Genomic DNA, 23,612 nt, shown 5'->3' with positions numbered 1-23,612 from the left:
TTTATAACCCTATCTTATAAAAGAATAATTTCTGAGCCTCAAAAAAGCGCACGTTTTGAAAAAAAAAATTTATTGTTCTCGTCACTGGCTAGGCAATAAGGATTGATTTTGCCAGAATGGCTGAGAATACCGATAAAAAAGAGAGTTCGGTAATTAATGATGCAATCCCGTGATCTCTGGCACATAACCCGAACAAATCACTGGCTTGGTCTTTTATCATGCGCTTTTTTACATAAAACTAACAAGAAAAGGAGACCTGTCATGAGCCAACCTATTACCCATCCTATTATGGATACCATCGCTGCCAATACGTTGATCAATCAAGAACAATACTCTGCACTGTATCGTCAATCAGTCGAAGACCCCACCTCATTTTGGCGTGAGCAAGCAAAAATCATTGATTGGATGACCCCTTTTACTACCGTAAAGAATACTAGTTTTACACCCGGTAATATTGATATCCGCTGGTTTGAAGATGGAAAACTTAACCTCGCGGCCAACTGCTTAGATCGCCACCTTGAGCAACATGCCGATAAGCCTGCCATTATCTGGGAAAGTGATGACGGTTCAGAAAGCCGCACGCTGACTTACCGTGAATTACATCAACAGGTATGTCAATTTGCCAATGTACTAACGTCATTAGGAATTCAGGCACACGATGTTGTTGCCCTCTATATGCCAATGGTACCGGAGGCGGCCGTCGCCATGCTAGCTTGTGCACGTATCGGTGCCATTCATTCGGTGATATTTGCTGGTTTTTCACCGGAAGCCGTCGCGGGTCGCATCATAGATAGCCAGGCAAAATTGGTTGTCACGGCTGACCAAGGCTTACGCGCAGGCCGCTCGATTGCCCTAAAGAAGAATGTCGATGATGCTTTGGCTCATCCTTCGGTGACCAGCGTCAACCACGTAGTGGTCTTATCACGCACCGGACAAGTATCAAATTGGCAGGCATCACGCGATCTCTGGTGGCATGAATTAATGGCGCAGGCGGAGGTGACTCACCAAGCTCTCGCCATGAATGCCGAAGACCCACTGTTTATTCTATATACCTCAGGCTCAACAGGGCAACCCAAAGGCGTGGTGCATACTACTGGTGGCTATCTGGTTTATGCTGCAACGACCTTCAAGTATGTCTTCGACTATCAACCCGACGATATTTATTGGTGTACCGCTGATGTCGGTTGGGTAACTGGCCATAGCTATTTGCTGTACGGCCCATTAGCTTGCGGGGCGACCACCTTAATGTTTGAAGGCGTACCAAATTGGCCAACTGCCTCGCGGATGGCTGAAGTCGTCGATAAATATCAAGTCACTATTCTTTACACCGCACCTACCGCAATACGCGCCTTAATGGCTGAGGGCGACAAAGCTATTCAAGGTACAGATCGCAGCTCTCTACGAATATTAGGATCTGTGGGTGAACCGATTAATCCAGAAGCGTGGGAATGGTTTTTCTCTAAAATGGGAAATAGCCGTTGTCCAATCGTGGATACTTGGTGGCAAACAGAAACCGGCGGTTTTATGATCGCCCCTTTACCAGGTGCGACGCCTTTGAAGCCGGGTTCTGCAACACGTCCTTTCTTTGGTGTTAACCCTGCGTTGGTCGATAACGAAGGGATCATTCAGGAAGGGGTATGTGAAGGCAACTTGGTCATTACCGATTCTTGGCCAGGTCAAGCACGTACATTATTTGGTGATCATCAACGCTACGAACAGACCTACTTTTCGACCTTTGAAAATTACTATTTTAGTGGTGATGGCGCTCGTCGTGATGAAGAGGGTTACTACTGGATTACTGGACGTGTCGACGATGTCCTAAATGTTTCCGGGCACCGCTTAGGGACCGCTGAGATTGAATCTGCCCTGGTTTCTCATCCTAAAATTGCGGAAGCTGCAGTAGTGGGTATTCCCCATTCGATTAAGGGTCAGGCTATTTATGCTTATGTTACGCTCAATAGCGGTGAAGAGCCGAGCAGTGAACTTTATAATGAGGTTCGCCAATGGGTACGCAAAGAGATTGGCCCTATTGCCACCCCAGATGTTCTTCATTGGGCAGAAATGCTTCCCAAAACCCGTTCTGGGAAAATTATGCGTCGTATTTTACGAAAAATAGCTGCTGGAGATACGAGTAACTTTGGTGATACTTCGACCTTGGCTGATCCGGGTGTTGTAGAAAAATTACTGGAAGAGAAACAAAGTATCCAACTACGTTAATCATTGACAAGGGTCACAACAAGAGTGTGACCCTTTTTTACGGCTTTAAAAAATAAAGCGAATTAAGGGGGCAAATAAGATCGTGACAATTCCTGCCAACATCATGACAAGGCTTGATACCACCCCCTCTTCTGGCCCTAATTGATAAGCCCTTGCTGTGCCCGCACCGTGTGAAGCTGCCCCCAAACTCGCCCCTTTGGCGATACTCTGAGTGATCATTAGGCGAAGAAAAAGGATATCGCCAACGGCCATACCAAAAACCCCCGTAATGACCACGAATAAGGCGACTAAGTCCGGTTGTCCTCCCACTTGTTTTGCTGCGGCTAATGCGAATGGGGTGGTTATCGAACGAACGGCCAAACTTCGTTCGACCATCTCGGGCAATGAGAACAAACGAGCTAACCAGACCGAGCTCAATACCGCGACTGTTACTGCCGTCAGTACGCCAGCAGCCAATGACATCCAATGCCGACGTATTAAATGTAAATTTTCATAGACCGGTAGTGCGAATGCTAAAGTTGCAGGGCCCAGCAGCCAGATTAACCAATGATTGTCGCCAATGTAGTTTTGCCAAGGAATATGCGTGGTCATTAGTATGGCCACTAAAACCAATGGCGTGAAGACCAGCGGCATCAGCAGTAGTAAGCGCCAGCGCCGATAGAGTCGTTTATTTAAATAGTAAATTACGACGGTGAGCAGTAAGTAGAAAAAGTTAACCATCACACTACTCATCATGTGATCCTAGTTGACGTTGAGCCCTGGACATCTCGTAACGAAAGACCCGCTCGACCACACAGCCTGTTGCGGCCAAGACTAAAACGGTACTTAAGGCAATCACTGCAACAATTTTCCACCCTTCAGTACGTAATAGCGGTCCATAGTTAACCACCGCGACCACCGCAGGAATAAAGAAGAGAAGCATCTCTGCTAATAACCAATTCCCTCCCGCACGAATCCACTTAACCGGAATAATGCGAAGCATGATCAGCAACAATAAAATACCTAGGCCAACCACATTTGCAGGAAGAGGAAGATGCAAAATGTTCACCAATATACCGGCTAGAAGGTACAACCCAATATAAATACAGAGTTGCAGTGGAATTTGCCATATGGAACCGGTTACCAACTTTTGGCGGAGCGTTCGCCATAAAGTGGACATACGAGAGCCTCGTTATTGTCTTAATAAAAGTTAAGTATATAGCGAGGCTTATCAACAGTGAAATGAATAAAAATTATCGATAATAAACAGCATGTTCCCTATCCTTACCGGATAGGGACATCATTACTCTTCTTTTTCGATCAACAATGCTTCTAAGAGATCTAAATCGCGGAGTAATTTACGCATCGACTCATCGGAGATCTGCTTTGTCGCTCGCAAATGATAGGCCTCAGCCCGCTCCGCACGCAGTGCATTGAGTCGTAGGCGTCTCTCTAGGTTTTCCATGAACATTGCTTGTTCAACATCGTCCTTATCATCTAACCGGCGACGTAGCTGACCGATAACCCGCGAGCTGACTTCCTTCAGTAATTCAGGGTCAATATTCTCTGTTGAGTCTTTCGCTAACCGGGCCTCCATTTTGTACAGACTATCAATACCGGATTTAGCCATAATAGTTCGCGCATTACGCAGTTCACGTCCAGTCTCTCCCTTATCGATCCCTGATACACCTTTCAGTAATACTGGCAAAGCTACTACCCCCGCTAACAGTGAAAAAAGAATCACCCCCGTCGCGAGAAAAACTAACTCATAACGTGCAGGAAAATTTTCGCCATTCGGTAAGAAGAGAGGAATCGATAGTACACCGGCAAGCGTTACTGCTCCGCGAACCCCTGCGAAAGTAGCGACTAATAGTTCGCGCAGTGAATAGTTACTAAACTCCATCGGCCGCTTATTAAGTAAGCGCTTACTTATGCGTTGCATCAGTAGCAGCCAGCCAAAGCGAACGATAATTAATGCGGTATAGATCATCGCAACCGCTAGCAATAAAATCCAGATATTAACGTTGTTATCAACTTCGGCTTCCGTCAACGTCGTTTGCAAAATACCGGGAAGTTGTAGGCCCAACATCAAGAAGACCATGCCATTAAAAACAAACTCTAACATTTGCCAAACACTATTTGCTCTTAGACGCATAGCCAGTGGAGCTTGTCGAATAATGCCGGAACGGCTGATTGTCATCCCCGCAGCTACCGCAGCAAGAATGCCCGACATACCAAAATGCTCGGCGATTAGATAAGAGGCAAAGGGCAACAACATTAATAATACAGTTTGCGTTGCCGGATCATCACCACTCCAGCGACTAAATAGGCGTAAGGACTTACCGTATAGCCAGCAAATGACAACTCCAGCTAGCAACCCGCCTAAAGCAACTTTCAGAAATTCGATAGAAGCCCCTGACCAAGTAAAGACCATTGAGCCCATTGCAACCGCTATCGCAAATTTAAGCGATACCAGTCCAGAGGCATCATTCATTAATGCTTCACCTTGGACTATCGACATAATCTTTTTGGGAATTCTGCCCTCACCGACAATCCCGGAAAGGGCTACTGCATCGGTCGGTGATAAGACTGCCGCCAGAGCGAATGCAGGAATAAGAGGAACACCGGGTACCGTCCAATGAATAAGGTATCCAATACCGATTACGGTGATCAACACCAGAACGAGCGCGAGGCCAATAATCTCTCGGCCATGGTGCAGAAATTCACTGATGGGTGTTTTCCAGCCATCAGAAAAAAGTAACGGCGGGATAAAGAGGACTAAAAAAAGCTCCGGATCAAAATTGACATGTAATCCGAAACTTGGCCACCCCAGCAATGCACCCGCGATAATTTGTACTAGTGGTAACGGAATTTGAAAGGGAATGATTCGTGCCGCGACACCGGAGAGTGACACCACTAGCGTCATAATGAGTATGGTGAAAAAAATTTCCATGCTTTCCTTGTAACCTTTCCAGAAGAAAACAAAACCTATTAACTGTCACAGGCTCTCTTATTGACTTAACAATACACCGGTCAATCCGAACTCAGTGCAAGAGTATGCTGAATAACGTGTTATTAACGATTTTTATAATACAACACCCCTATAGCCTATTATAACTTCTTTGTGGAGACTAACAGTTCATTAAGCAAATCCCCAGCTGAAAGCTCTGAATCGTCTGTATCTTGCTCAAGTAACACAGCTCCCTTACCTTGATTACCGAGGTGATCATCCGCATTACGCAGCGGACAATCACTCATTGATAAGCAGCCACACCCAATACAGCCATTGAGATCATCGCGCAGTCTTATCAGGGTTTCTATTCTCTTATCTAGCTCGTCACGCCACTGAGCCGTAAGCTGTTCCCACTCCTTTGCTGTGATACGTTTATCCGGTGGATAACTCGCCAGATGCTCACTTAACGTGGCCAAAGGAAGCCCTATCCGTTGAGCAATTTTGATGATTGCCACCCGACGAAGGACATCTCGACTATACCGCCGCTGGTTAGCGGCATTGCGGCTACTGGCAATTAACCCTTTTGCCTCATAAAAATGTAATGCTGACACCGCAACTCCACTTCGTTTAGCCACTTCGCCAGGTGAAAGTCTTGATTTTAATTGAGATCGTTGTTTTTTCATTTTTGGGCTTTACCTCAAGTTAACTTGAGGAATTATACTTTAAAAACTTGTTCGAGATCACAGTATGTGATGACTAAACAGAGGAATGACGCCAAATGCAAAAAGAAATCATCATCTCACTCACCGAGTGGATCGATAAGAATCTTGGAAATAATCTTTCTATTGATGAAGTTGCCGCAAAATCCGGATATTCTAAATGGCACTTACAAAGAATGTTTCGTGTCATGACGCGCCAAACACTTGGCGACTATATCCGCGACAAGCGACTTGCTAAGGCGGCTGAAGCCCTCTGCTCTAGTCAGCGTCCCGTTTTCGACATTGCATTACAATACGGCTATGAGTCTCAGCAAACGTTTTCGCGCGTTTTTCGTCGTAAATTCGATCTTACGCCGACTGCATACCGCCACTCACAACACTGCCAATGCCTGCAAAATTTTCAGTAAGATGCTTATTGCTTAGTCTACTGCTGCTTTGTCTCTTTAGGCTCGTTAACAATAGCGAGCCTAAAGTGCTAACTTTTTAACCTCGCCTTCAATTTTATCCATTCTCTGGTTATAATGTGAGCTAAATCACATTTTAACGTTTATTGATTGTATAACTATCGATCAATGACCTTATCTATCGATAACTTATGAGGAGTGTTAATGACCACGTTCGCAACAAGTTTGTTGATTATGCGTTGGGGCCTGGTGAGTGCGGGATTAATGTATATGGCAAGCGCAATGAAAATTAAATGCCAGCAACGTAGCTTAAAAGCGGCAAGTGTTGCGTTCTCCGGGCTGGGGCTATGTACTTCTTGCTGGTTCGTTATTAGTCTTTTTGGTATCGATTTAACTATGCAAAATTGGCAATCTATAGCCAATGTCGCAACCGATGCCTTCAACTACGCTCTACAGCAATCACCCGATATTTACATCAGCAATAATTTATAACCCCTCTAATGGGTATGGGAAGTCGATGGTCATAGTCTACAAGGCTTCCCCCCTCTTTTCTTCTTGCTGCACACTCTTCGCTAATCTATCGCCAAATACCTATTTTAACCCCATAAAAAAGCCCCGAATAAATGAGCTTATTCGGGGCTTTTTATATTGCGCTCAAATCATCCCTAATGGGATGATTTGATGAGCTTATTTCGCATCAGGAAGTTTGTACGCAACGATGTAATCGCCCATAGTCGATCCGAATGAACCGTGACCACCAGCATTAATCACTACATATTGCTTACCATCCACTTCATAAGTCATTGGCGTTGCTTGTCCACCTGCAGGCAGACGGCCTTGCCATAACAATTTACCGTCTTTCACGCTATAAGCGCGTAAGTAGTTATCAAGTGTTGCCGCAATGAAGAACACATTTCCTGCTGTTGTAATTGGTGCACCCAACATTGGGGTACCCACTGTCAGTGGCAATGGAATTGGTGAGCTATCACGAACAGTACCGATACGTTTCTTCCAAATAATTTCATGGTTTTGCAGGTTAACTGCAGAAACGAAGCCCCATGAAGGTTCCATACATGGCAGGCCAAGCGGTGATAAGAATGGATTTAATTCTACACCAAACTTCGCACCGTATTGGTGTTGAAGGCCATGTTCGCTACCTGAACCTTTCGCACCATCTTCACCAGGTTCGATCGGGTTGTTAGGACCACGTGGAATCAGTTTAGAGACAAACGGCAGTTGCATTGGGTTAGTAATAGCAAACTGTTTATCAGTGTTAACTGAAATACCGCCCCACTCAAACATCCCTAAGTTACCAGGGAAGACTAATGTTCCTTGGACGGAAGGAGGAGTAAATGGACCTTCGTAACGTAAACGGTGGAACATAATACGACAGATCATTTGGTCGAACATGGTCGCACCCCACATTTTCTTATCCGTCAGCATCGCTTTAGGACGATAGCTGAATTCGGAGTAAGGTTGGGTTGCTGAGACATGATCGCCTTCTGCCGCACCTTGTGGAACTGGGTGCTCATTGGCCGGAACGACAGGTTTCCCTGTAATACGGTTCAGAACAAAAATATCACCGGTTTTAGCAGGAGCGTAAATAACAGGAACAGTATTCCCTTGCTCATCCTTAATGTCAGCTAATGTCGGTTGCGCTGGCACATCCATATCCCACAGGTCGTGATGTACGGTTTGGTAGAACCATGCCAACTTACCTGTAGAAGCGTGTAGTGCTAAAATACCTGTCGCAAATTTCTCTTGGTCAGGTGTACGGTTACCCCCCCAGATATCTGGTGTGCTGACTCCCATAGGGATGTAGACAATATCTAATTTCGCATCATAAGCAGAAGGTGCCCATGAGTTTGGCGAGTTAGGGGTGTAGCTTTGACCATCGGCAGGAATAGCATTCGGATCTTTTGCACCTGGATCGAACGCCCAAAGGAGTTGCCCGGTGTTAACATCATACCCACGAATAACACCTGATGGTTCTTTCGTTGACAGGTTATCGGTTACTGCACCCGCAATGATAATCACTTTATCAGTGATAATCGGTGGTGAAGTTGGCTCATAGCCCCCTGGGTATGCGTAAGGTTGTTTGTGTTGTAAGTCAATTTCACCATTATTCGCGAAATCTTTACACACTTGTCCAGTTTCTGCATCGACCGCAAAGAGACGACCATCATTGACGGGTAACAGGATACGACGTGAGCAAGCTGCAGGCTGAGCACCATTTGCAGGTACTGCAGAAACTTCATGGTACGAAACACCACGACAGGTCATATGCTGGAAGGTAGGGTCATATTTGATCTTAGGATCAAAACGCCATTTCTCTTTACCTGTTGCCGCATCCAAGGCAATAAGAATCTGGTGCGCGGTACATGTATAAAGTAGATTACCGACTTTGATCGGTGTTGATTCGTTAGTGATTTCGCCTGGGTCATCCGCACGCCTAAGATCACCAGTACGATATGTCCAAGCAACTTGTAAGTCCTTGACATTCTGATCGTTGATTTGCGTTAACGGCGAATAACGAACACCATCTTGAGTACGAGCATAAGCCGGCCAATCTTGTGCGGCAACACTTGGCGTTGCAGGTGCTTCGTTATTGATATTTAAGGTTCCATCAATTTCTTGAGGATCTTTAACCACAAAACTCCCTGCGACCATTAGCAAGTTAACGATAACGCCAATTAACATTGCTGTACGAGGTGTGTTGCCGGTCTCAGGACGTGAAATCTGACGGTATACAGGAGGCAGCAGCATCCAGACACCAAACAGCGTCCAAATACCTAAGCGAGGTGCCAATGCCCAGAAATCAATACCACATTCGACATAAGACCAGATGGCCGTCGCAATCAGAATCAAGGCATAAACAAAGAAAGCACCGCCTTTACGTTTAGCAAGTAGTGCCGTAAAGAGAGCCATGACAAGACCGGTGATTAAGTAGTAACTACTTCCACCAAGAGATAACAAGTATCCACCACCAATGATTAACCATAAGCAGCAGAACAGAGAGAATAACAACGTTATGAGACGTAAGCCTCTGCGTTCCCTAGACATCGAAATCTACCTTAAATAAAACAGCTATTTTAAAATGTAAAAATCGGAGCAATAAGACCGCCCTAAAGCAGAAAATTTATATTTATTAATTACTCAAGTCGGATACAGTTTGCCGCGCCAATCTCCGATTTTTCACATTCACCTGTGATGAAAAAAGCACCAAACTGTAACCAATGTTTACGCTTTTCCCAAAACTGCGGTTAGTATGGCTTATTAATAAAAAATTTCTATACAAAATATGATTTATTGCACAGTTCGTTGACAATTTTTATGAATCACTCAATTTTTATTTAACATAAAATGTACATACTAAAGAAAAAAGAATGATTAGGGATGTTTTTATCGTGTTTGGTTCTAAAAAAGAAATTGACGATTGTAAGTGATTACTAACAGACTGACCGTCCTTCGCTGTCAGTATAACTAGCCTTACGATGAAAAATACGGCAACCGACAAAATGTTAAAAACTCATCTGACTACACGAACCAAAATATCAAGAAAAATTTAAGCGGCCCTCTCCCTGCTACTGCTCTCTATAATCACCCCTCCCTGAAAATTGCTTCCCATAAAGCAGAAAAGCAACGTCGTACACTGGGGTATGGATGACTCTACCGGTTAATTAAGAAATTCTTTTCTACTCTTAGCAACGACATCCCTCACTAACGATACTTTTGTTGAGTAAGTCAAAATCCTGAGTATGGTACGAGTGGAACCTCAGAATTGTTCTAAAAGCGGATGAATATTTATGAAACAATACTAAAGTGAGCGCCTACTATCTTTATCAATTGATACCAAGTATATGAATGAGTGCCGCTAAGGATTGTACCGGTTCATTAAATTTTTGCGGAGGTATAGGAGGAATAGAGGAAGAGTGTTGGTCAATACAGAAGTCTGCAACACAGGAATAATCGTCATTCGCCGTGAATTCGAGTAACCCTAGCGGTACCCAAACATAGGGGACACCCTCTAATACGTTAGGTACGGTACTCCCACAACATGAACAAAAATCATTACGATAACCGGAAGACTTCTTCCAAGAGTGAATGCTTACTTCTCCCGAAACCCATGAAAAATTATCGATATGGACTAACGTTGCATAATTGGACTTTGTTCCAGTTTGCCTCCGGCATAAGGAACAATGGCAGCGGTAGAACTTTTTGGGGCTGTAAGTAAGAGTGAACTGAATGGTTGTGCATAAGCAAGTACCTTGCATTTGAGGCCTCGTTAATTGAGTAGTAAAATCATTAGGTCCAACCACCAGTGAGCACTAATTCGTGAGAAAATATATAGCATTGGGTGCACCTGAGCCTACTCACTAAGGAGGGCCTATAGCACCGATGAACACCTAACAAGAACACTATTAGTCAACAAGATATATACCATTAAAGTTGAAATTCAATAAAATTTATGAGTAGCACCAAGCTTTGCTAACACTAATAGGGTATCCAATTGCTAAATAGCTGCGCCGAATAGTCGATCACTTTAAGGGAACTCAGCCCGGATTATGCGATCTGATCAATCGCCAACAAGAAACAAACCACTAACCGGACTGAGCGATGTCGATCATCGCACCAATTTCTCGTAACGAACGACGTATGATGCAAAAAGCAATCCATAAAACGCAGGATAAAAATTATACCCGTAGGTTGACTGCCATGCTGATGCTACATCGGGGTGACCGTGTGAGTCACGTTGCCAGAACGCTCTGCTGTGCCCGTTCTTCCGTTGGACGTTGGATTAACGGGTTCACGCTGTCAGGTGTTGAAGGGCTGAAGTCTTTACCCGCCGGGGGGGCCCGTCGCTGGCCATTTGAGCATATCTGCACACTATTACGCGAACTAATCAGACATGCTCCTGGTGATTTTGGCTACCAGCGTTCCCGCTGGAGCACAGAACTTCTGGCAATAAAAATTAATGAGATAACCGGATGTAAACTTCATCCTGGAACAATCCGCCGCTGGCTACCTTTAGCGGGTCTGGTATGGCGAAGAGCCGCGCCAACTCTGCGTATCCGTGACCCGCATAAAGATGAAAAGATGGCCGCCATCCATAAAGCATTGGACGAATTTAGCGCAGAACATCCGGTATTTTATGAAGATGAGGTGGAGATCCATCTCAATCCTAAAATCGGCGCGAACGGGCAACTACGCGGACAACAAAAACGTGTGGTAACACCGGGACAGAATGAAAAATATTATCTGGCAGGCGCGCTGTACAGCGGCACGGGAAAAGTCAGCTATATAGGCGGGAGCAGTAAACGTTCGCTGTTGTTCATCAGTCTGCTAAAACACCTTAAAGCGACGTATCGGCGGGCAAAAACAATAACACCGATCGTGGATAACTACATAATCCACAAAAGCCGAGAAACGCAGCGCTGGTTGCATGAAAATCCGAAGTTCAGGGTGATTTACCAACCGGTTTACTCACCATAGGTGAATCATGTTGAACGATTATGGCAGGCACTTCATGACACGATAACGCGTAATCATCAGTGCCGTTCAATGTGGCAACTGTTGAAGAAAGTTCGTCATTTTATGGAAACTGTCAGCCCGTTTCCCGGTGGGAAACATGGACTGGCAAAAGTGTAGCGGTATTAGGCGCAGCTATTTAGGGTCGATTCAACAAGCACATATAATCTTTCGTCGAGCAACGATTGAAGCGCCAATCTTTCTGCATGGAGTTTCAATTATTCTGTAATTAAACTCTACAAGAGTCCATGTTATGGCGATGCTAACAATGGTAATCGCGAAATCTATTAATAGCCCGCCATGTGGGTTCACACCTTGTGAAGCAAAGTGACGAGCGAAAATTTCCTGTGTTATAAATATCGAAGGCATATGTATCACATAAATACCATATGACCTGTTGCCAATGTAAATCATTGGCTTCCTTATAACGTTTGGATGGTTGATTTCGCCTGAATTAATTGATGCCATGTAAATCATAAAAAAGCATATAAAGGCAATGACACCAACCATTATGGATGTGTTCCATAATACTTTGGGGATGACAATTAGCAATGCCACACACGTAATCGTTATGATAACGGGAGATCTAACTTTAGATCTGATCGAGTCTCTTAGCCTTGAGTATTCTTCACGAGATGATAGGATAGCCAAGATGACTCCATATGAAATTGCGTCAATACGAAAATTAAAAGATAAGAAGCCTTGTCTTTTTATAAAGAAAAGAACAGCGCAAGTTGTTAAAAGAAGTGCAATCCTAAACCGCCGAGGACATATAATTAGGAAGAGGGGAAATACAAAATAGAACTGCTCCTCTAGATTCAGAGACCAAAAAGGCGCGAAGGTTGCCGGAATTTCAGCTTCATTGACCGTTTTCACATACCAATTGTAATTATAGGTTATAACAGAAAGGGCCTGTTTTAGGTTTTCATGATATATACCAAAAGCTCCTGAGTTATTAAAATGTTTCGAAAGTAGGACCACAACCACCGCCCAAAATATTGAGGTTGGCAGGAGACGAAAAGCCCTTTTTATGAAGAAGTCTTTAATCACTATATTTCTCTGACATTTTATTGACATACTTTCATCAAGCTTGTTTATTAGAGTCTTTCCCACCACAAAGCCCGATATGCAAAAGAACAAATCAACACCTGTCCAGAAGGTAAAATACTGAGAAATCCAGCTGAAAAAAGAGTGATCGCTCCAAAAATAAAGGGAAGGGTAGTGCTGAAAAAGTACCATGACAATGGCTACGCCACGTAGCATCTCAATATCAAGATTTATGCGGTAGTTGTTCATCTAGGATCCAAAGAATATGGTCAAGTGTCCTTGCATCGCAAGTTCTGTTTAGGGCATCTCCATAAAACCGTTAACTGGATTAATGAAACATATTCAGACCAATCTTAAAAATAAACACCAAAAAACTGACATATGGTTATGTTAGGTATTGATATTCGTTCTGTGGTAGTGATTACTCTGAAACCCACGCTATTGAAAGAAGCCGGTCCGCGTATAAGCTCTCTTCAGGGTGCAGTGGATATTGGGATGGCGACCGATGATGAAATTGCAGGGCTTACATTATGTAAGAAGTGCCCCGTTTTGCCAAGCCGGATAGATACTGATATTTCAAGCACTGTAACGTGGCCCGGTGAACCAGAATATTAATTTAATGCATAGCCTTTCCGTGTGACTTTTTTCCGATTTAAATAAATGGCAACTCGACTACCCAGTGCAATATGTATGCAAATGCTATTACTAAAATAGATAATACATAAAATTAGTTGAATTGATGTATAATGACCGCTTTGAGGTTTCATCATAGCCAACTCTACCGTTCATTGTCTCCACGTTTTAAGCCTGCTCAGTTTTACCGTCATTGAGAGAACCCTAAAGGCCGTGACCGATTTCACTGTCGTGAGTGCTACCGGTATTTCTGCTCACCTATGCTTATGAAGTCCACAAGCCCGGCGTCAAAGAATAAAGTAACGAAATGTCATTCAAAGGTGTCGGTGTCCGGGATACTGCAAGAACGCTCAAAATTGGCATTAACACTGTCATTCGCACTTTAAAAACCCGTCCTAGGCGAATGACTTACTCTCCGGTCGCTCATGCAGAGGTTTTGCTTATTTGCGAACTTGATTAGCAATGGAGCTTTGTCGGCAGTAAAGCCCGGCAACGCTGGCTTATACGTTTGGATAACGGATGGATGATAACTGTCGTAAACGACTTACCCAGCTCACTCCGTTTACTATCGGTATGATAACAAGCGATGACTGGGAAAGTTATGCCCGAGAAGTTCCAAAGCCTCCGACAGGCAAAATACTCATTCAGCATATTGAGCTTAACAACCTGACGCTAAGGATCCGTATTAAGCATTTAGCCGGAAAATAATCTGCTTCTCACGCACAATTGAGCTACATGAAAAGGTCATCGGGGCCTTCATTGAAAAACTCATGTTCTACTAATTGGTTCATTACCATGCATACCTATTGGTAAACTAATACAAGTAAGCATTAATTTTTATAATATGGCCTTTATTATTCCAGTCAATCAGATCAATACCACGCAGCAATTTATCATCAAGCTTAAGCTCAAATTCAATGACGGATCTGTTTTGCTCAGCCAGCACAGAGAGAGCTTTAAATTCGAGTATCTTAGTATCGTTGAAAAGTTGTAGTAACATACTACGAATATTTTCCCGACCTATTTTGTGATTGCCAGGATCGGTCAGCGTAGCATTATGGTCAAACATTTCGACCACTTCATGTAAAGAACGGGAATTGAAAGCTGCGATATATTTTTCCGTTAATTTTTTAACGGGTGGTAACTGATTAGCGTGACATGATTCAAATGCTTTAACAGCATGTGCATCATAGAAGTTGTGATATACAGAATCGCCCAGTGGGCACATTACTATCTTTTTACCCTTCAGCACCAATTCATTTAATGAAGAAGAGAGATAGAAATTATTATCAATCGAGTTATCTTTACGGATAAGTTCTTTAGCGGCCTCGATGAAATCAGAGCCTCGTTTGAAATAATAAAGCCCTGCAACGGCGTTGCGACTGATCGCATTTTTTTCTGCAGTCTGAATGACTAAGCCTTCTTCATTCGTTTTAACAAAAGACCATTTTGGATGGACTGATTCAAAGGTGAGGACACCCGCATCAGCCTCCACACTTCTAAAATGCTCCAGAACCTCTTGCAAGTCATCATTGATGTAATGATCGGCAGAAGAGATAATCAACTCATCATCAAGATTTATTTCGTCGATGGCCATCATGCTGCTACAAACAGCACCCTTCGTCATACCGTGCAACGGAATGATAACTGCCTGAGGTGAGATCAGCTCAATGATGTTACCCAGTCCCAGCTTAGATAGCTTATCCGTAGGAACAACAAAAAGACTTTTATATTCTTCGGTTAACGTAGAAAATATATCCTGAGAATATTCCAGTAGAGTGCGATTATTAACTTCCGTAAGAATTTTTGGGTAGATGAAATCAGCACTGGTTTCATAAAGGCTGGCTCCACTCATTGGAATAATAATATTTAACATGTCATCAAACCTCGCTCTCTACCAATGAGATAAATCGTTTTATGTTCGTGTAATTAACGTCATTAACGGTTTCAACTTCTAATACATGTGCTCCACTTGCTCTGGCCGCTTTGATTCCATTTTCATTGTCCTCGACAATGACGCAGTCTGCAGGTGTTAATCCCAGCATTGAAATAGCTTTATTGTACATTTCCGGATCGGGCTTACCTTTCACAACATCCTGGTTAGAAACGTAAAATTCCAGATACTGCGCAAGGTGTGCACGTTCCATCATTACTTCGATTGAATGTTTAATTGAATTAGAAGCGATGGCCATTTTATAGCCATCTTTTTTTAGCATGGAAAGGGCATATTCGTGATGGAACATAGGCTTACATTTGTTGTTAACAATCTCCATGGTGTATTGCTGCTTCATTTCATTAATGAAGCCATGAAGAGTAGTTGATAAGCCTTTATCTTTACTTAACATGATGAGCTTGTCTTTGGTTGGTAGTCCATCATAAGTAGTTAGGTGTTCCTGGCGAGAGATCGTCAACCCGAACAGATCCAGAGCAGTATTCAATGCTTCATAATGCCAATCTTTCGCATCGATAAGGACACCATCCATATCGAAAATAACAGCTTTAATATTAGTAGCCATTAAAAAACTCCATACATTCTTCAGGATAATCGGTACAAATGATTAAATCAGATGAGGAAAGCAATTTATCATCGAATTTTCTATATTTTTCCCAACTTACAATATGGTTCCTTTTATGTAGTTCAGGAGAAACGATACAAACTTTTTTTCCGTCGGAGATTATCTTTTGTAACAGATCCTCTTCAACCAAATCTTTTTCAAACCCGTCTAACCAGACACCTTTAGAAACATCATAAAGTGCATTAAGGCTTTCATATTCACTGTATCTGACAAAAGCATTTAAGTTGCGCTTATTATAAGTAAGAGAATCAGGCAATGCCATATCAAAGAAGAAATAATTTGTGATGTTCATTTTTTCAAGAATGCTTTTGACTTCATCTTGTAGACCATCAGCTTTAACATTAAGTGCTAAAGGTGGATTGTTACTGGTATGTGTTTTATACAGTTCCAGCATGTGATGGAATGAGATACATGATGCATCAGGAATATCATGACTGATAACGATTTCGCCATTGAAGTCACGTAAGTCAGTCTCAGTCCCAAGATCGAGCTGAAATGAACGGATAAAAGCTGCTTCAGTATTTTTTTCTTGTAAAGACTTCCAGTAGCCACGATGAGAAATAACTATCATTTTTAACCTTCTTTACTTAATTAGTTGATTATAGATTTCTACAGCCTGAGCAGTTTCACCCTGATAAATAAGCTTCCCCTTTTCCATAACGAGACATGCATCACAGATATTCTCTACCTGATGAACATTATGACTTACAAAAAAAATAGTTTTCCCGCTTTTTTTAACTTCATTTATTTTATTTAAACACTTCGACTGAAAGTTTGCATCGCCTACAGCTAATGCTTCATCGATGACAAGAACTTCAGAGTCAAGATGTACGCCAATTGAAAAAGCAAGTCTGACATACATACCAGATGAATAATATTTCACCGGCTCATAAATGAAATCTCGTACCTCAGCAAAATCAATAATACTTTCAATTTTAGTTTCAATTTCTTTGCGGCTCATACCTAATATTGAACCGCTCAGAAAGATATTTTCATAACCTGATAGCTCATGATGAAAGCCTGCGCCGACTTCAAGTAAACAGGATATTGAACCTTCGACTGTTATTTTACCGGAGCTAGGGGCAATGATTCGGGTCAATAGCTTTAGTAGAGTTGACTTACCAGCTCCATTTCTCCCTAGGACACCCACGGCTTGTCCTGGTGCAATTGAAAAAGAGACATCATCAACAGCCCGGTAAATTTTTCCTGATTGTGGAGGTTTTTTACTAAATGAAAAAAGCTCTTTAAGAGTGGTATGCTGATAGTTTCCAACACTAAATTCGCGTGTAACAGATTCAAAGGTAATCATTCGTAATCCGCAATTAATCTATCATTTTTGATAAAGTAGTACACACCAAAGATGACTAAAACAATGGCAGTGATAAAACTATATACTAGTGTAGTAATATCGATGCTACTACCACCCAGTAATGCCCAGCGGGAGAGCGCAACGATGCCTGTCATCGGATTGAAAGAGTAATATTGATGAAATTCTTTCGGCACTATTGTGAGCGTATAAACAACAGGAGAAGCAAAAAACAGGGCCTGTGTTGCTAATGGTAGAACATGTCGTAAATCACGAAAACGTAATTTCAATATTGCCATGAAACAACCTACACCGCATCCGAACATAAGCGTAATAATTATGCAGGGGATAAGGAAAATCAGGTGTGAGAAGTCGAAGTGTACGCCATAGAAAATCGCGAGGGGTATAAAAACAAAAAAAGCGATAATGAAATCAATAAACGCTACAAAAACACTAGCAATACATAACGAGATTCTGGGAAAGTAGACCTTTGTCAAAAGATGCATATTATTGATTACTGCATCACTTGCAGCCATCATACTGGTAGCAAAAAGATTCCAAAAAAGGATACCAGAAATTAAAACCGCTGCATAAGATGCATTATATTCTGGTGTTGGGACTTTCACCAGCAATCCAAACACGAACAAGTAAAGGAGTATATTTACACCAGGATTGATAATTGCCCACAAGATGCCTAAGCTTGTCTGTTTATAGCGAACATTGAAATCTCTTAGAATAAACTCCTTTATCAAATTCCTGGATTTTAATACTTCCGCTAAAGTCGTTCTACTTTGCGGAGTGGATATAAAACCTTTCATCAATTTCCTCTCTTTACAAATAAACGATACGCAATTTTACGCACACAAGGCAACTTAAGCAGTTGTGTCCTGATAAAGAAATAAATTTTCATCAGCATTATTTGAATAAATCTTAAACTCCAGATTAATGGACGAAAATATTTCTGTTTTCTGATGTATCTAGAATACAAATAAATCCAGTCGAATGGTTGATAAAGACTGGACCATCCTTTATTGAAGTAGACCTCCTTATGTTTACGCCAAACAAATCCCAGTCGTGCTGAATCTAAAGGTAGAAAATTATTAAGATACATTTTTTCAGAGCGTTCCACCTCAACAGCATTTCTTGAAAAATTACCCGGAAATTTGAAACCATGTATTGATCTTTCAAGATTTTTTATCCAAACATATTGTTCTGGTACAAAACGCATATAACATGCATTCATCATGCTTCTGCAATGTTTAAAAATACTTTCTTCAGCTAGTGGAATGTCAAAGAAATTCAAAACATCCTGCGTCAAACCTGCCACCATAATATCACCAGGATGATAAAGAAAAGGAAGATGGCTGTAGGGATTACGGGCGAATAAGTTACAGTTAATTAAATGTCGACTAAAAACCGTATATTCCTCTTGCCGTAAAATATTCTCAACTGATAAGAATTTATTTTTTAGAAAATAATCACTCATGCACGAAAGAATATTATCGTTATATAAGTATGAGTCTGTCCTGATTTTTATTGAATATTTTTTTGAGGCGAATCTTAAGCCATTAAGACTTGATACCAGCATTCGATTGACATTACTGACAACATTCACACCATCAATATTCTCAGATATCGAACCTACATCCTCATTAAACAAAAATAAGATACCCGGGTAGGAAATTATGAGTTTATTTTGAGTAACATCATCGGTCTTCCATGTTGACACAATAATTTCGGATTGGGGGAAGTTTTTTAATATCAAGTCGAGATTGAAAATGAAGTCATTATCTAATTCGCCTGAGGAATTTAGAATCCCCCCCTGAATGACGATGGAAACTTCACTCTGTGAGATTAAATTATCAAGATGCATTGTACATATTACTTATTTTTCATAGCTTAATTTGTTGTGAGGTTAATTTATACCATTCAATATATTTTTTTAAACCATTATCAAAACTTGTTTGAGGGGACCAATTAAACTCTCTTTTAGCTCGTGTAATATCTAAGGATATAGAATTAACAACTGATATATCACTTTTCACTTTAACAGTATCGAAAATAATACCATGCCGATTAAAGCTCTCGATAATATCCAAAATAGAATATTTCGAATTAGAACCAACATTAAAGATTCTTATATCACCTTGATAAGAAGCAGATTTTATAAAGCAATCATGAAGATCATCAATATAAATGTAATCACGTGAAGCCGAACCGTCTCCATAGATTTTTACTGGAGCCTTATTCGTATATGAGTCCATGATTGCAGGAATAAGCCCCTGCCCACCTTTGAAAACCTGCCCGGGTCCATAAGGGTTAGCAATTCGTAATACCCGATAATTCAACCCGTAGTTACACCTATAAACCTGAAGGTAAGATTCCTGAGCAAGTTTATTGGCAGCATAAATAGTTTTTGGCGAAAGAATGTGATCTTCACGACATTTCTCACCTCCCATATCTCCATAAATCGTACCACCCGATGAAGCGAAAATAAACGTAACGTTACTAGCTACTAATTTTATATCTTCAATAAAGCGGATAAATGGTAAGAGATTAGAGTTAACACTCTCAAAAGCATGACTCTGCGATTCGGCTGGGGAGAGGTAGTTAGCAAGATAATAGACAACAGGGTTGATATCGTGAACTATCTTACTAACGAAATCCTCATGCTGACATAGCATAGCATCAATAAAGTCAGGAGTAAGGTCGTTAGCTTCATTGTTACGACTATAAAGAAATACCTGCTTCTTAAAACCAGTCCTGCTCAAATAACTCAACAGAGACTGGCCAATGTAACCACGCCAACCAACGATATAAATATTACTTGATAGCATAATAAAATTTTCGACCTATTGTAACGAGAGTGCGATGAAAAATAGGTGGGATGAACTTTAAAGAAATATCAAATGCTTTTCGTCCGACTCTCAGTAGAAATTTTCGATAGCTAAAGAAGAGCGGATTAAAGTGATACATTCCCGTTTTAAAATAAATTTTTGAAATTCTGATAAACATACTTTCTTTATTTTTCGAGGGGACTCTATTCAGATCGCTTGCTTTGAAATTATAAGCATCTTCTTCAGGACCATCTCTGAAAGGAGCCATTTTAAAAGTATATGGCAGGACAGGGATCCACCCTTTCAGGAATTTCTTCCATTTCAGAGAAATGTCCCAGCTATTTATTACGAAAACGTGTGTTTTTAGTTTTTCAAGACTATCTTCTGCGGACTCTTTAATGATATCTCCTCTCTTTTTTACAAAATTCGTAAAAAGTCGAGACTCTGGCCAGTAACTATGGAAATCTTTCACATGGTTACTTTTAACTAATTCTCTGATCAGAAGAATATTATCCATGTGCGTTTCTCTGAAGAATTCAACAGGATAATAATCTCTTAATATCTTGTAGTCACCTGCTAGTAACATATCTGATGGATGATACCAGCGATCTGCCCGGGTATAACAGTTAGTCGTAATTAACTTACCCTTAATGTCCGAAGAAAAAACATTTACCAATTTCATCAATAACGTAAAGTTAATCGTCTGATCCATCCTTACTTTAATAATAAATGATTCTTTATCTATAGCATCAAGTGCAGCATTAACCAGATTGATCTGACGATTTATATTAAAAAAACCAGGGTTAAAAACATCATCGCAACTTAATACCTCAATATTTTCACATGTATAATTTTTTGTTTTTTTTAGAAGAATATTAACTTTTTCTGCATCTTTTTTATATGTTGAAATGATTACTTTCGCATTTTTAAGTTGTCTGTAAATTGCATTTAAGTTTTTTTCTAAAAAATCCTCTTCAAGAGGACCATGGATAATCACAGAAATATTATTAACCATTATATTTATATCTCAACAGGTCAAGTTCATACATTAAGTCAATTCCAATGCCTTTTTCTACCCTCGATGAGTCCTCTCTGAAGAAGACGACATCTTTGCAGGAGAAAAGTATTTCTGCAATTAATCTGGACGTTTTGACATGTTTACTGATAAAAACATCAGCGACGTTGATAGTTATTTGTGAGAATGCTTTTCTAGATTTATTGATATCCAGAATGGTCCCATAAGGATGATGATAAGAAAATGCAGAAATAATATTTTTTTCAGGAAAATAATTTTTTTCTAGAATTGTATCTTTAAAATTATCAGAAGGCAAAATAATCATATATTCTGCTGCATTCACTAGTTGATAAGCCTCATTGCTATCAATATGAATTTTCTTATCACCTAACAGCATGTATTCGAGACGTGCATCATCTCTCATAGTAACGTAGAGACATTTTTCGCGGAGTGGTTGGACAGTGCGGGATTTAATTTCAATATTCTCGTACTTGCTAACCCTATTGACAATAGCAACTTCAAAACTGACTAGGGCTTTTAGTGATTCACTTTGAACTTTTCTGATTTCTTCTTTTTCGTCACGGCTCATACTACTAAAACTTGTCAGCATATGCTTGATAGAATCGGCAGAGTTTTTCTCAAAACAGAGTTTATTAGCAGCTGATCCGCTCATATCTTTGATGCCGCTAGTTTTACTTCCTGCCACAATTAAACCATAGTTAATGGCCTCAAGCGCAGTGTTAGGGAAGTTCTCATAAGGAGATGGAATGACGAACAGATCATAGTTTTTATATTGCTTTTGTAATTCCTTATAGGGAATAAAATCATAAAAACTAAAGTTCTTTTTTAGTTCTAGGGGAATAAGTCCATAGCATGTGTCCATATAATCTCTGCGATCATAAAAATCATCTCCGCTGTTGCCGATTAATGTAACATGCAGGTCATAACCCTCGACCATTAATTCACAGGCCGCAAGTATAAGCAGTTCCTGTTTTTTTCTGAGTTCAAACCGCCCCAGAGAAAGAATCTGAATAGTACCATTATTATTATCCCTAACAGGTGGAATAGCTCGTTCTTCTAGCGGATAATAAGATGGACATGTATGAACGTTAGTTTCGTGTAAGGCGCTGAGATAATTGGCAAGAAAATGAGATGTTGAAAAATTAGCATCACTCAGAATTGATTGTGCTCTCTCATACTGATACATCTCAATCATCCATGGTGGTGCACACTCCATAAAATCAAGTGCTGTACCCCACTCCCAAACCTCACGGATGCCTGTATGATTATTCGTGATAAAACGACATGAATAATCCAGTCCCTCGATCGCGCGCTTTGCAAGTGTGTAACTCGCTAGACCGATGAAATCGGTGACTTCAACAAAGTCAGGTTTTATCTGTGAGAGGACCTCATCCACTGCTTTAGAATTTTTGAAAATGCTGAAATTATCATTAATTTTCCAACATTTGATCGCTGGATCATCAAGATCGCTGCCATGCAAAAAAATGGTATGGACTTCGTATCCTAACTTACTAAAACCTTTAGCAGTATGTTCTATGTAAGTAGCAATACCACCTTGTCCTTTGTAATAGCCACACTCATGACCAATGAGACATATCTTTTTCTTGGCATTTGTCATACTTAAAAGTCCAACGCTTTCTTTGAAATATCCAGTGATAAAAATAATTTCAAATCAGAAGGGATACCTAAACCATACATTCCATCTGCTTCAGCTCCAATGTTATAGACACCAATGTCTGCATCTTCTTCACGATACATCCAGGTGTATACAGGAGCTACATAAAATTCACCGTTAGTACGCTCATTCAGTTCAATCATTTTATTAGCGTTACGGCAAAAGTCAGCGCCATGTTTGAAATTGTAAATACCTACCGTAGCTTCTTCCGATACCACTTCCTTTTCGACAACGCGAATAACTCTGTCGCCACTGTTTAACTCAGCGTAAGACCATTTAGGATCGTTAGCTGACATAGTCATAATCAGACCTGACAGATTTTCATCACCCATATATTTCAGATAATCGTTAATATCGATATCGATCCACTGGTCAGAATTGGCAATCATCAACGGCTGATCATTATCAATGAATTTTTTTGCACACAACACAGTGCAGGCGGCCCCATCAGTAATACCATCGATACAAACAATTTTACACCCTGGTGCCCATTCATTGAGCTTTGTTGATAAATCGTATTTTTCGATATGATCCTGCTGGCAGATAAAAATAAATTTATGAGGCTGATTGGGTTTAAGGTTATTAATAACTACTTCTATCATGCGTTTGTCGTTAAGGGGGATCAAAGGCTTTGGATCAGTATAACCTTCTCTAGAGAATCGACTACCTCGACCAGCCATAGGAACAACGATATTTAACAT

General features: G+C 41.0%; 21 protein-coding genes and 2 pseudogenes. 6 read left to right on the top strand and 17 right to left on the bottom strand.

The window, feature by feature from the left end:
• Window positions 1-261 precede the first annotated feature (261 nt).
• Window positions 262-2,217 carry an acetate--CoA ligase gene (gene acs, locus HGT73_RS00915; RefSeq protein WP_214211764.1) on the top strand — a complete coding sequence of 652 codons (1,956 nt, stop codon included), beginning with the start codon at window positions 262-264 and terminating at the stop codon, window positions 2,215-2,217.
• Window positions 2,218-2,262: 45 nt separating this feature from the next.
• Here the strand turns inward: acs and HGT73_RS00910 are convergent, their stop codons facing one another.
• The 4 genes from HGT73_RS00910 to soxR all read right to left on the bottom strand — a co-directional run bounded on the left by HGT73_RS00910 (window position 2,263) and on the right by soxR (window position 5,832).
• Window positions 2,263-2,949 carry an LrgB family protein gene (locus HGT73_RS00910; protein WP_214212080.1) on the bottom strand — a complete coding sequence of 229 codons (687 nt, stop codon included), beginning with the start codon at window positions 2,947-2,949 and terminating at the stop codon, window positions 2,263-2,265.
• Complete coding sequence (locus HGT73_RS00905; RefSeq protein WP_214211762.1) at window positions 2,942-3,376, bottom strand: CidA/LrgA family protein; 435 nt, start codon at window positions 3,374-3,376, stop codon at window positions 2,942-2,944. The genes HGT73_RS00910 and HGT73_RS00905 overlap by 8 nt, the downstream gene beginning before the upstream one ends.
• 123 nt (window positions 3,377-3,499) lie before the next feature.
• On the bottom strand, window positions 3,500-5,149 hold the full coding sequence (locus tag HGT73_RS00900; protein WP_214211760.1) for a Na+/H+ antiporter: 1,650 nt from the start codon (window positions 5,147-5,149) through the stop codon (window positions 3,500-3,502).
• Between the two features lie 158 nt (window positions 5,150-5,307).
• Window positions 5,308-5,832, bottom strand: coding sequence for a redox-sensitive transcriptional activator SoxR (gene soxR, locus HGT73_RS00895; protein ID WP_214211758.1), 525 nt, complete (start codon window positions 5,830-5,832; stop codon window positions 5,308-5,310).
• 95 nt (window positions 5,833-5,927) lie between these two features.
• On the opposite strand from soxR, the gene soxS reads away from it, so the two are divergent.
• Both soxS and HGT73_RS00885 read left to right on the top strand, forming a co-directional pair.
• Window positions 5,928-6,275, top strand: a complete 348-nt coding sequence (gene soxS, locus HGT73_RS00890; protein WP_214211756.1) for a superoxide response transcriptional regulator SoxS — start codon at window positions 5,928-5,930, stop codon at window positions 6,273-6,275.
• A 201-nt stretch (window positions 6,276-6,476) separates the two neighbouring features.
• Window positions 6,477-6,764 (top strand): YjcB family protein, encoded by a 288-nt coding sequence (locus HGT73_RS00885; RefSeq protein ID WP_214211754.1) that lies wholly within the window; start codon window positions 6,477-6,479, stop codon window positions 6,762-6,764.
• 195 nt (window positions 6,765-6,959) lie between these two features.
• Here the strand turns inward: HGT73_RS00885 and HGT73_RS00880 are convergent, their stop codons facing one another.
• Window positions 6,960-9,335, bottom strand: coding sequence for a glucose/quinate/shikimate family membrane-bound PQQ-dependent dehydrogenase (locus HGT73_RS00880; protein WP_214211752.1), 2,376 nt, complete (start codon window positions 9,333-9,335; stop codon window positions 6,960-6,962).
• A 779-nt stretch (window positions 9,336-10,114) separates the two neighbouring features.
• A complete protein-coding gene (locus HGT73_RS00875) occupies window positions 10,115-10,546 on the bottom strand; it encodes a GFA family protein (protein ID WP_214211750.1) in 432 nt (143 codons plus the stop codon).
• 343 nt (window positions 10,547-10,889) lie between these two features.
• Here HGT73_RS00875 and HGT73_RS00870 point away from each other — a divergent pair.
• A pseudogene (locus tag HGT73_RS00870) lies at window positions 10,890-11,921 on the top strand (IS630 family transposase).
• A gap of 30 nt (window positions 11,922-11,951) precedes the next feature.
• Here the strand turns inward: HGT73_RS00870 and HGT73_RS00865 are convergent.
• Window positions 11,952-13,097 (bottom strand): acyltransferase family protein, encoded by a 1,146-nt coding sequence (locus HGT73_RS00865; RefSeq protein WP_214211748.1) that lies wholly within the window; start codon window positions 13,095-13,097, stop codon window positions 11,952-11,954.
• Window positions 13,098-13,229: 132 nt separating this feature from the next.
• On the opposite strand from HGT73_RS00865, the gene HGT73_RS00860 reads away from it, so the two are divergent.
• Together HGT73_RS00860 and HGT73_RS00855 are read left to right on the top strand one after the other, a co-directional pair.
• Window positions 13,230-13,463: a tail fiber assembly protein gene (locus HGT73_RS00860; protein ID WP_214211746.1), complete on the top strand. Its 234-nt coding sequence runs from the start codon at window positions 13,230-13,232 to the stop codon at window positions 13,461-13,463.
• Window positions 13,464-13,616: 153 nt separating this feature from the next.
• Window positions 13,617-14,263: pseudogene (locus tag HGT73_RS00855) on the top strand (IS1 family transposase).
• A 32-nt stretch (window positions 14,264-14,295) separates the two neighbouring features.
• On the opposite strand, the gene HGT73_RS00850 reads toward HGT73_RS00855, so the two are convergent.
• The 10 genes from HGT73_RS00850 to HGT73_RS00805 are packed head-to-tail and all read right to left on the bottom strand — an operon-like array spanning window position 14,296 to window position 23,612.
• Window positions 14,296-15,357: a nuclear transport factor 2 family protein gene (locus tag HGT73_RS00850; protein ID WP_214211744.1), complete on the bottom strand. Its 1,062-nt coding sequence runs from the start codon at window positions 15,355-15,357 to the stop codon at window positions 14,296-14,298.
• Window positions 15,358-15,361: 4 nt separating this feature from the next.
• Entirely contained in the window at window positions 15,362-15,997 is a 636-nt protein-coding gene (locus HGT73_RS00845) for an HAD family hydrolase (protein WP_214211743.1), read from the bottom strand.
• Window positions 15,987-16,628, bottom strand: a complete 642-nt coding sequence (locus HGT73_RS00840; RefSeq protein WP_214211742.1) for a PI-PLC domain-containing protein — start codon at window positions 16,626-16,628, stop codon at window positions 15,987-15,989. The genes HGT73_RS00845 and HGT73_RS00840 overlap by 11 nt, the downstream gene beginning before the upstream one ends.
• A 12-nt stretch (window positions 16,629-16,640) precedes the next feature.
• Window positions 16,641-17,366, bottom strand: coding sequence for an ABC transporter ATP-binding protein (locus tag HGT73_RS00835; RefSeq protein WP_214211740.1), 726 nt, complete (start codon window positions 17,364-17,366; stop codon window positions 16,641-16,643).
• Window positions 17,363-18,181, bottom strand: a complete 819-nt coding sequence (locus HGT73_RS00830) for an ABC transporter permease (RefSeq protein ID WP_214211738.1) — start codon at window positions 18,179-18,181, stop codon at window positions 17,363-17,365. The genes HGT73_RS00835 and HGT73_RS00830 overlap by 4 nt, the downstream gene beginning before the upstream one ends.
• Window positions 18,181-19,236 (bottom strand): WavE lipopolysaccharide synthesis family protein, encoded by a 1,056-nt coding sequence (locus tag HGT73_RS00825; RefSeq protein ID WP_214211737.1) that lies wholly within the window; start codon window positions 19,234-19,236, stop codon window positions 18,181-18,183. The genes HGT73_RS00830 and HGT73_RS00825 overlap by 1 nt, the downstream gene beginning before the upstream one ends.
• A gap of 19 nt (window positions 19,237-19,255) precedes the next feature.
• On the bottom strand, window positions 19,256-20,200 hold the full coding sequence (locus tag HGT73_RS00820; protein WP_214211735.1) for an NAD-dependent epimerase/dehydratase family protein: 945 nt from the start codon (window positions 20,198-20,200) through the stop codon (window positions 19,256-19,258).
• A complete protein-coding gene (locus tag HGT73_RS00815) occupies window positions 20,187-21,215 on the bottom strand; it encodes a WavE lipopolysaccharide synthesis family protein (protein WP_214211733.1) in 1,029 nt (342 codons plus the stop codon). Before HGT73_RS00815 ends, HGT73_RS00820 begins: the two co-directional genes overlap by 14 nt.
• Window positions 21,208-22,854: a glycosyltransferase family 4 protein gene (locus tag HGT73_RS00810; protein ID WP_214211731.1), complete on the bottom strand. Its 1,647-nt coding sequence runs from the start codon at window positions 22,852-22,854 to the stop codon at window positions 21,208-21,210. The genes HGT73_RS00815 and HGT73_RS00810 overlap by 8 nt, the downstream gene beginning before the upstream one ends.
• Before the next feature lie 2 nt (window positions 22,855-22,856).
• Window positions 22,857-23,612: a glycosyltransferase family 2 protein gene (locus tag HGT73_RS00805; protein ID WP_214211729.1), complete on the bottom strand. Its 756-nt coding sequence runs from the start codon at window positions 23,610-23,612 to the stop codon at window positions 22,857-22,859.

It is taken from the genome of Rosenbergiella australiborealis (assembly GCF_018494035.1).
Classification (GTDB): Bacteria; Pseudomonadota; Gammaproteobacteria; order Enterobacterales; family Enterobacteriaceae; genus Rosenbergiella; species Rosenbergiella australiborealis.
Note: the sequence above shows the minus strand (reverse complement) of the source record. Positions and strands in the feature narration are given on the sequence as shown.

What these genes read in the sequence shown, in the direction of transcription:
- acs (WP_214211764.1), top strand. Translation starts at nt 262, where the DNA reads ATGAGCCAACCTATTACCCATCCTATTATGGATACCATCGCTGCCAAT.
- HGT73_RS00910 (WP_214212080.1), bottom strand. Translation starts at nt 2,949, where the DNA reads ATGAGTAGTGTGATGGTTAACTTTTTCTACTTACTGCTCACCGTCGTA.
- HGT73_RS00905 (WP_214211762.1), bottom strand. Translation starts at nt 3,376, where the DNA reads ATGTCCACTTTATGGCGAACGCTCCGCCAAAAGTTGGTAACCGGTTCC.
- HGT73_RS00900 (WP_214211760.1), bottom strand. Translation starts at nt 5,149, where the DNA reads ATGGAAATTTTTTTCACCATACTCATTATGACGCTAGTGGTGTCACTC.
- soxR (WP_214211758.1), bottom strand. Translation starts at nt 5,832, where the DNA reads ATGAAAAAACAACGATCTCAATTAAAATCAAGACTTTCACCTGGCGAA.
- soxS (WP_214211756.1), top strand. Translation starts at nt 5,928, where the DNA reads ATGCAAAAAGAAATCATCATCTCACTCACCGAGTGGATCGATAAGAAT.
- HGT73_RS00885 (WP_214211754.1), top strand. Translation starts at nt 6,477, where the DNA reads ATGACCACGTTCGCAACAAGTTTGTTGATTATGCGTTGGGGCCTGGTG.
- HGT73_RS00880 (WP_214211752.1), bottom strand. Translation starts at nt 9,335, where the DNA reads ATGTCTAGGGAACGCAGAGGCTTACGTCTCATAACGTTGTTATTCTCT.
- HGT73_RS00875 (WP_214211750.1), bottom strand. Translation starts at nt 10,546, where the DNA reads ATGCAAGGTACTTGCTTATGCACAACCATTCAGTTCACTCTTACTTAC.
- HGT73_RS00865 (WP_214211748.1), bottom strand. Translation starts at nt 13,097, where the DNA reads ATGAACAACTACCGCATAAATCTTGATATTGAGATGCTACGTGGCGTA.
- HGT73_RS00860 (WP_214211746.1), top strand. Translation starts at nt 13,230, where the DNA reads ATGGTTATGTTAGGTATTGATATTCGTTCTGTGGTAGTGATTACTCTG.
- HGT73_RS00850 (WP_214211744.1), bottom strand. Translation starts at nt 15,357, where the DNA reads ATGTTAAATATTATTATTCCAATGAGTGGAGCCAGCCTTTATGAAACC.
- HGT73_RS00845 (WP_214211743.1), bottom strand. Translation starts at nt 15,997, where the DNA reads ATGGCTACTAATATTAAAGCTGTTATTTTCGATATGGATGGTGTCCTT.
- HGT73_RS00840 (WP_214211742.1), bottom strand. Translation starts at nt 16,628, where the DNA reads ATGATAGTTATTTCTCATCGTGGCTACTGGAAGTCTTTACAAGAAAAA.
- HGT73_RS00835 (WP_214211740.1), bottom strand. Translation starts at nt 17,366, where the DNA reads ATGATTACCTTTGAATCTGTTACACGCGAATTTAGTGTTGGAAACTAT.
- HGT73_RS00830 (WP_214211738.1), bottom strand. Translation starts at nt 18,181, where the DNA reads ATGAAAGGTTTTATATCCACTCCGCAAAGTAGAACGACTTTAGCGGAA.
- HGT73_RS00825 (WP_214211737.1), bottom strand. Translation starts at nt 19,236, where the DNA reads ATGCATCTTGATAATTTAATCTCACAGAGTGAAGTTTCCATCGTCATT.
- HGT73_RS00820 (WP_214211735.1), bottom strand. Translation starts at nt 20,200, where the DNA reads ATGCTATCAAGTAATATTTATATCGTTGGTTGGCGTGGTTACATTGGC.
- HGT73_RS00815 (WP_214211733.1), bottom strand. Translation starts at nt 21,215, where the DNA reads ATGGTTAATAATATTTCTGTGATTATCCATGGTCCTCTTGAAGAGGAT.
- HGT73_RS00810 (WP_214211731.1), bottom strand. Translation starts at nt 22,854, where the DNA reads ATGACAAATGCCAAGAAAAAGATATGTCTCATTGGTCATGAGTGTGGC.
- HGT73_RS00805 (WP_214211729.1), bottom strand. Translation starts at nt 23,612, where the DNA reads ATGTTAAATATCGTTGTTCCTATGGCTGGTCGAGGTAGTCGATTCTCT.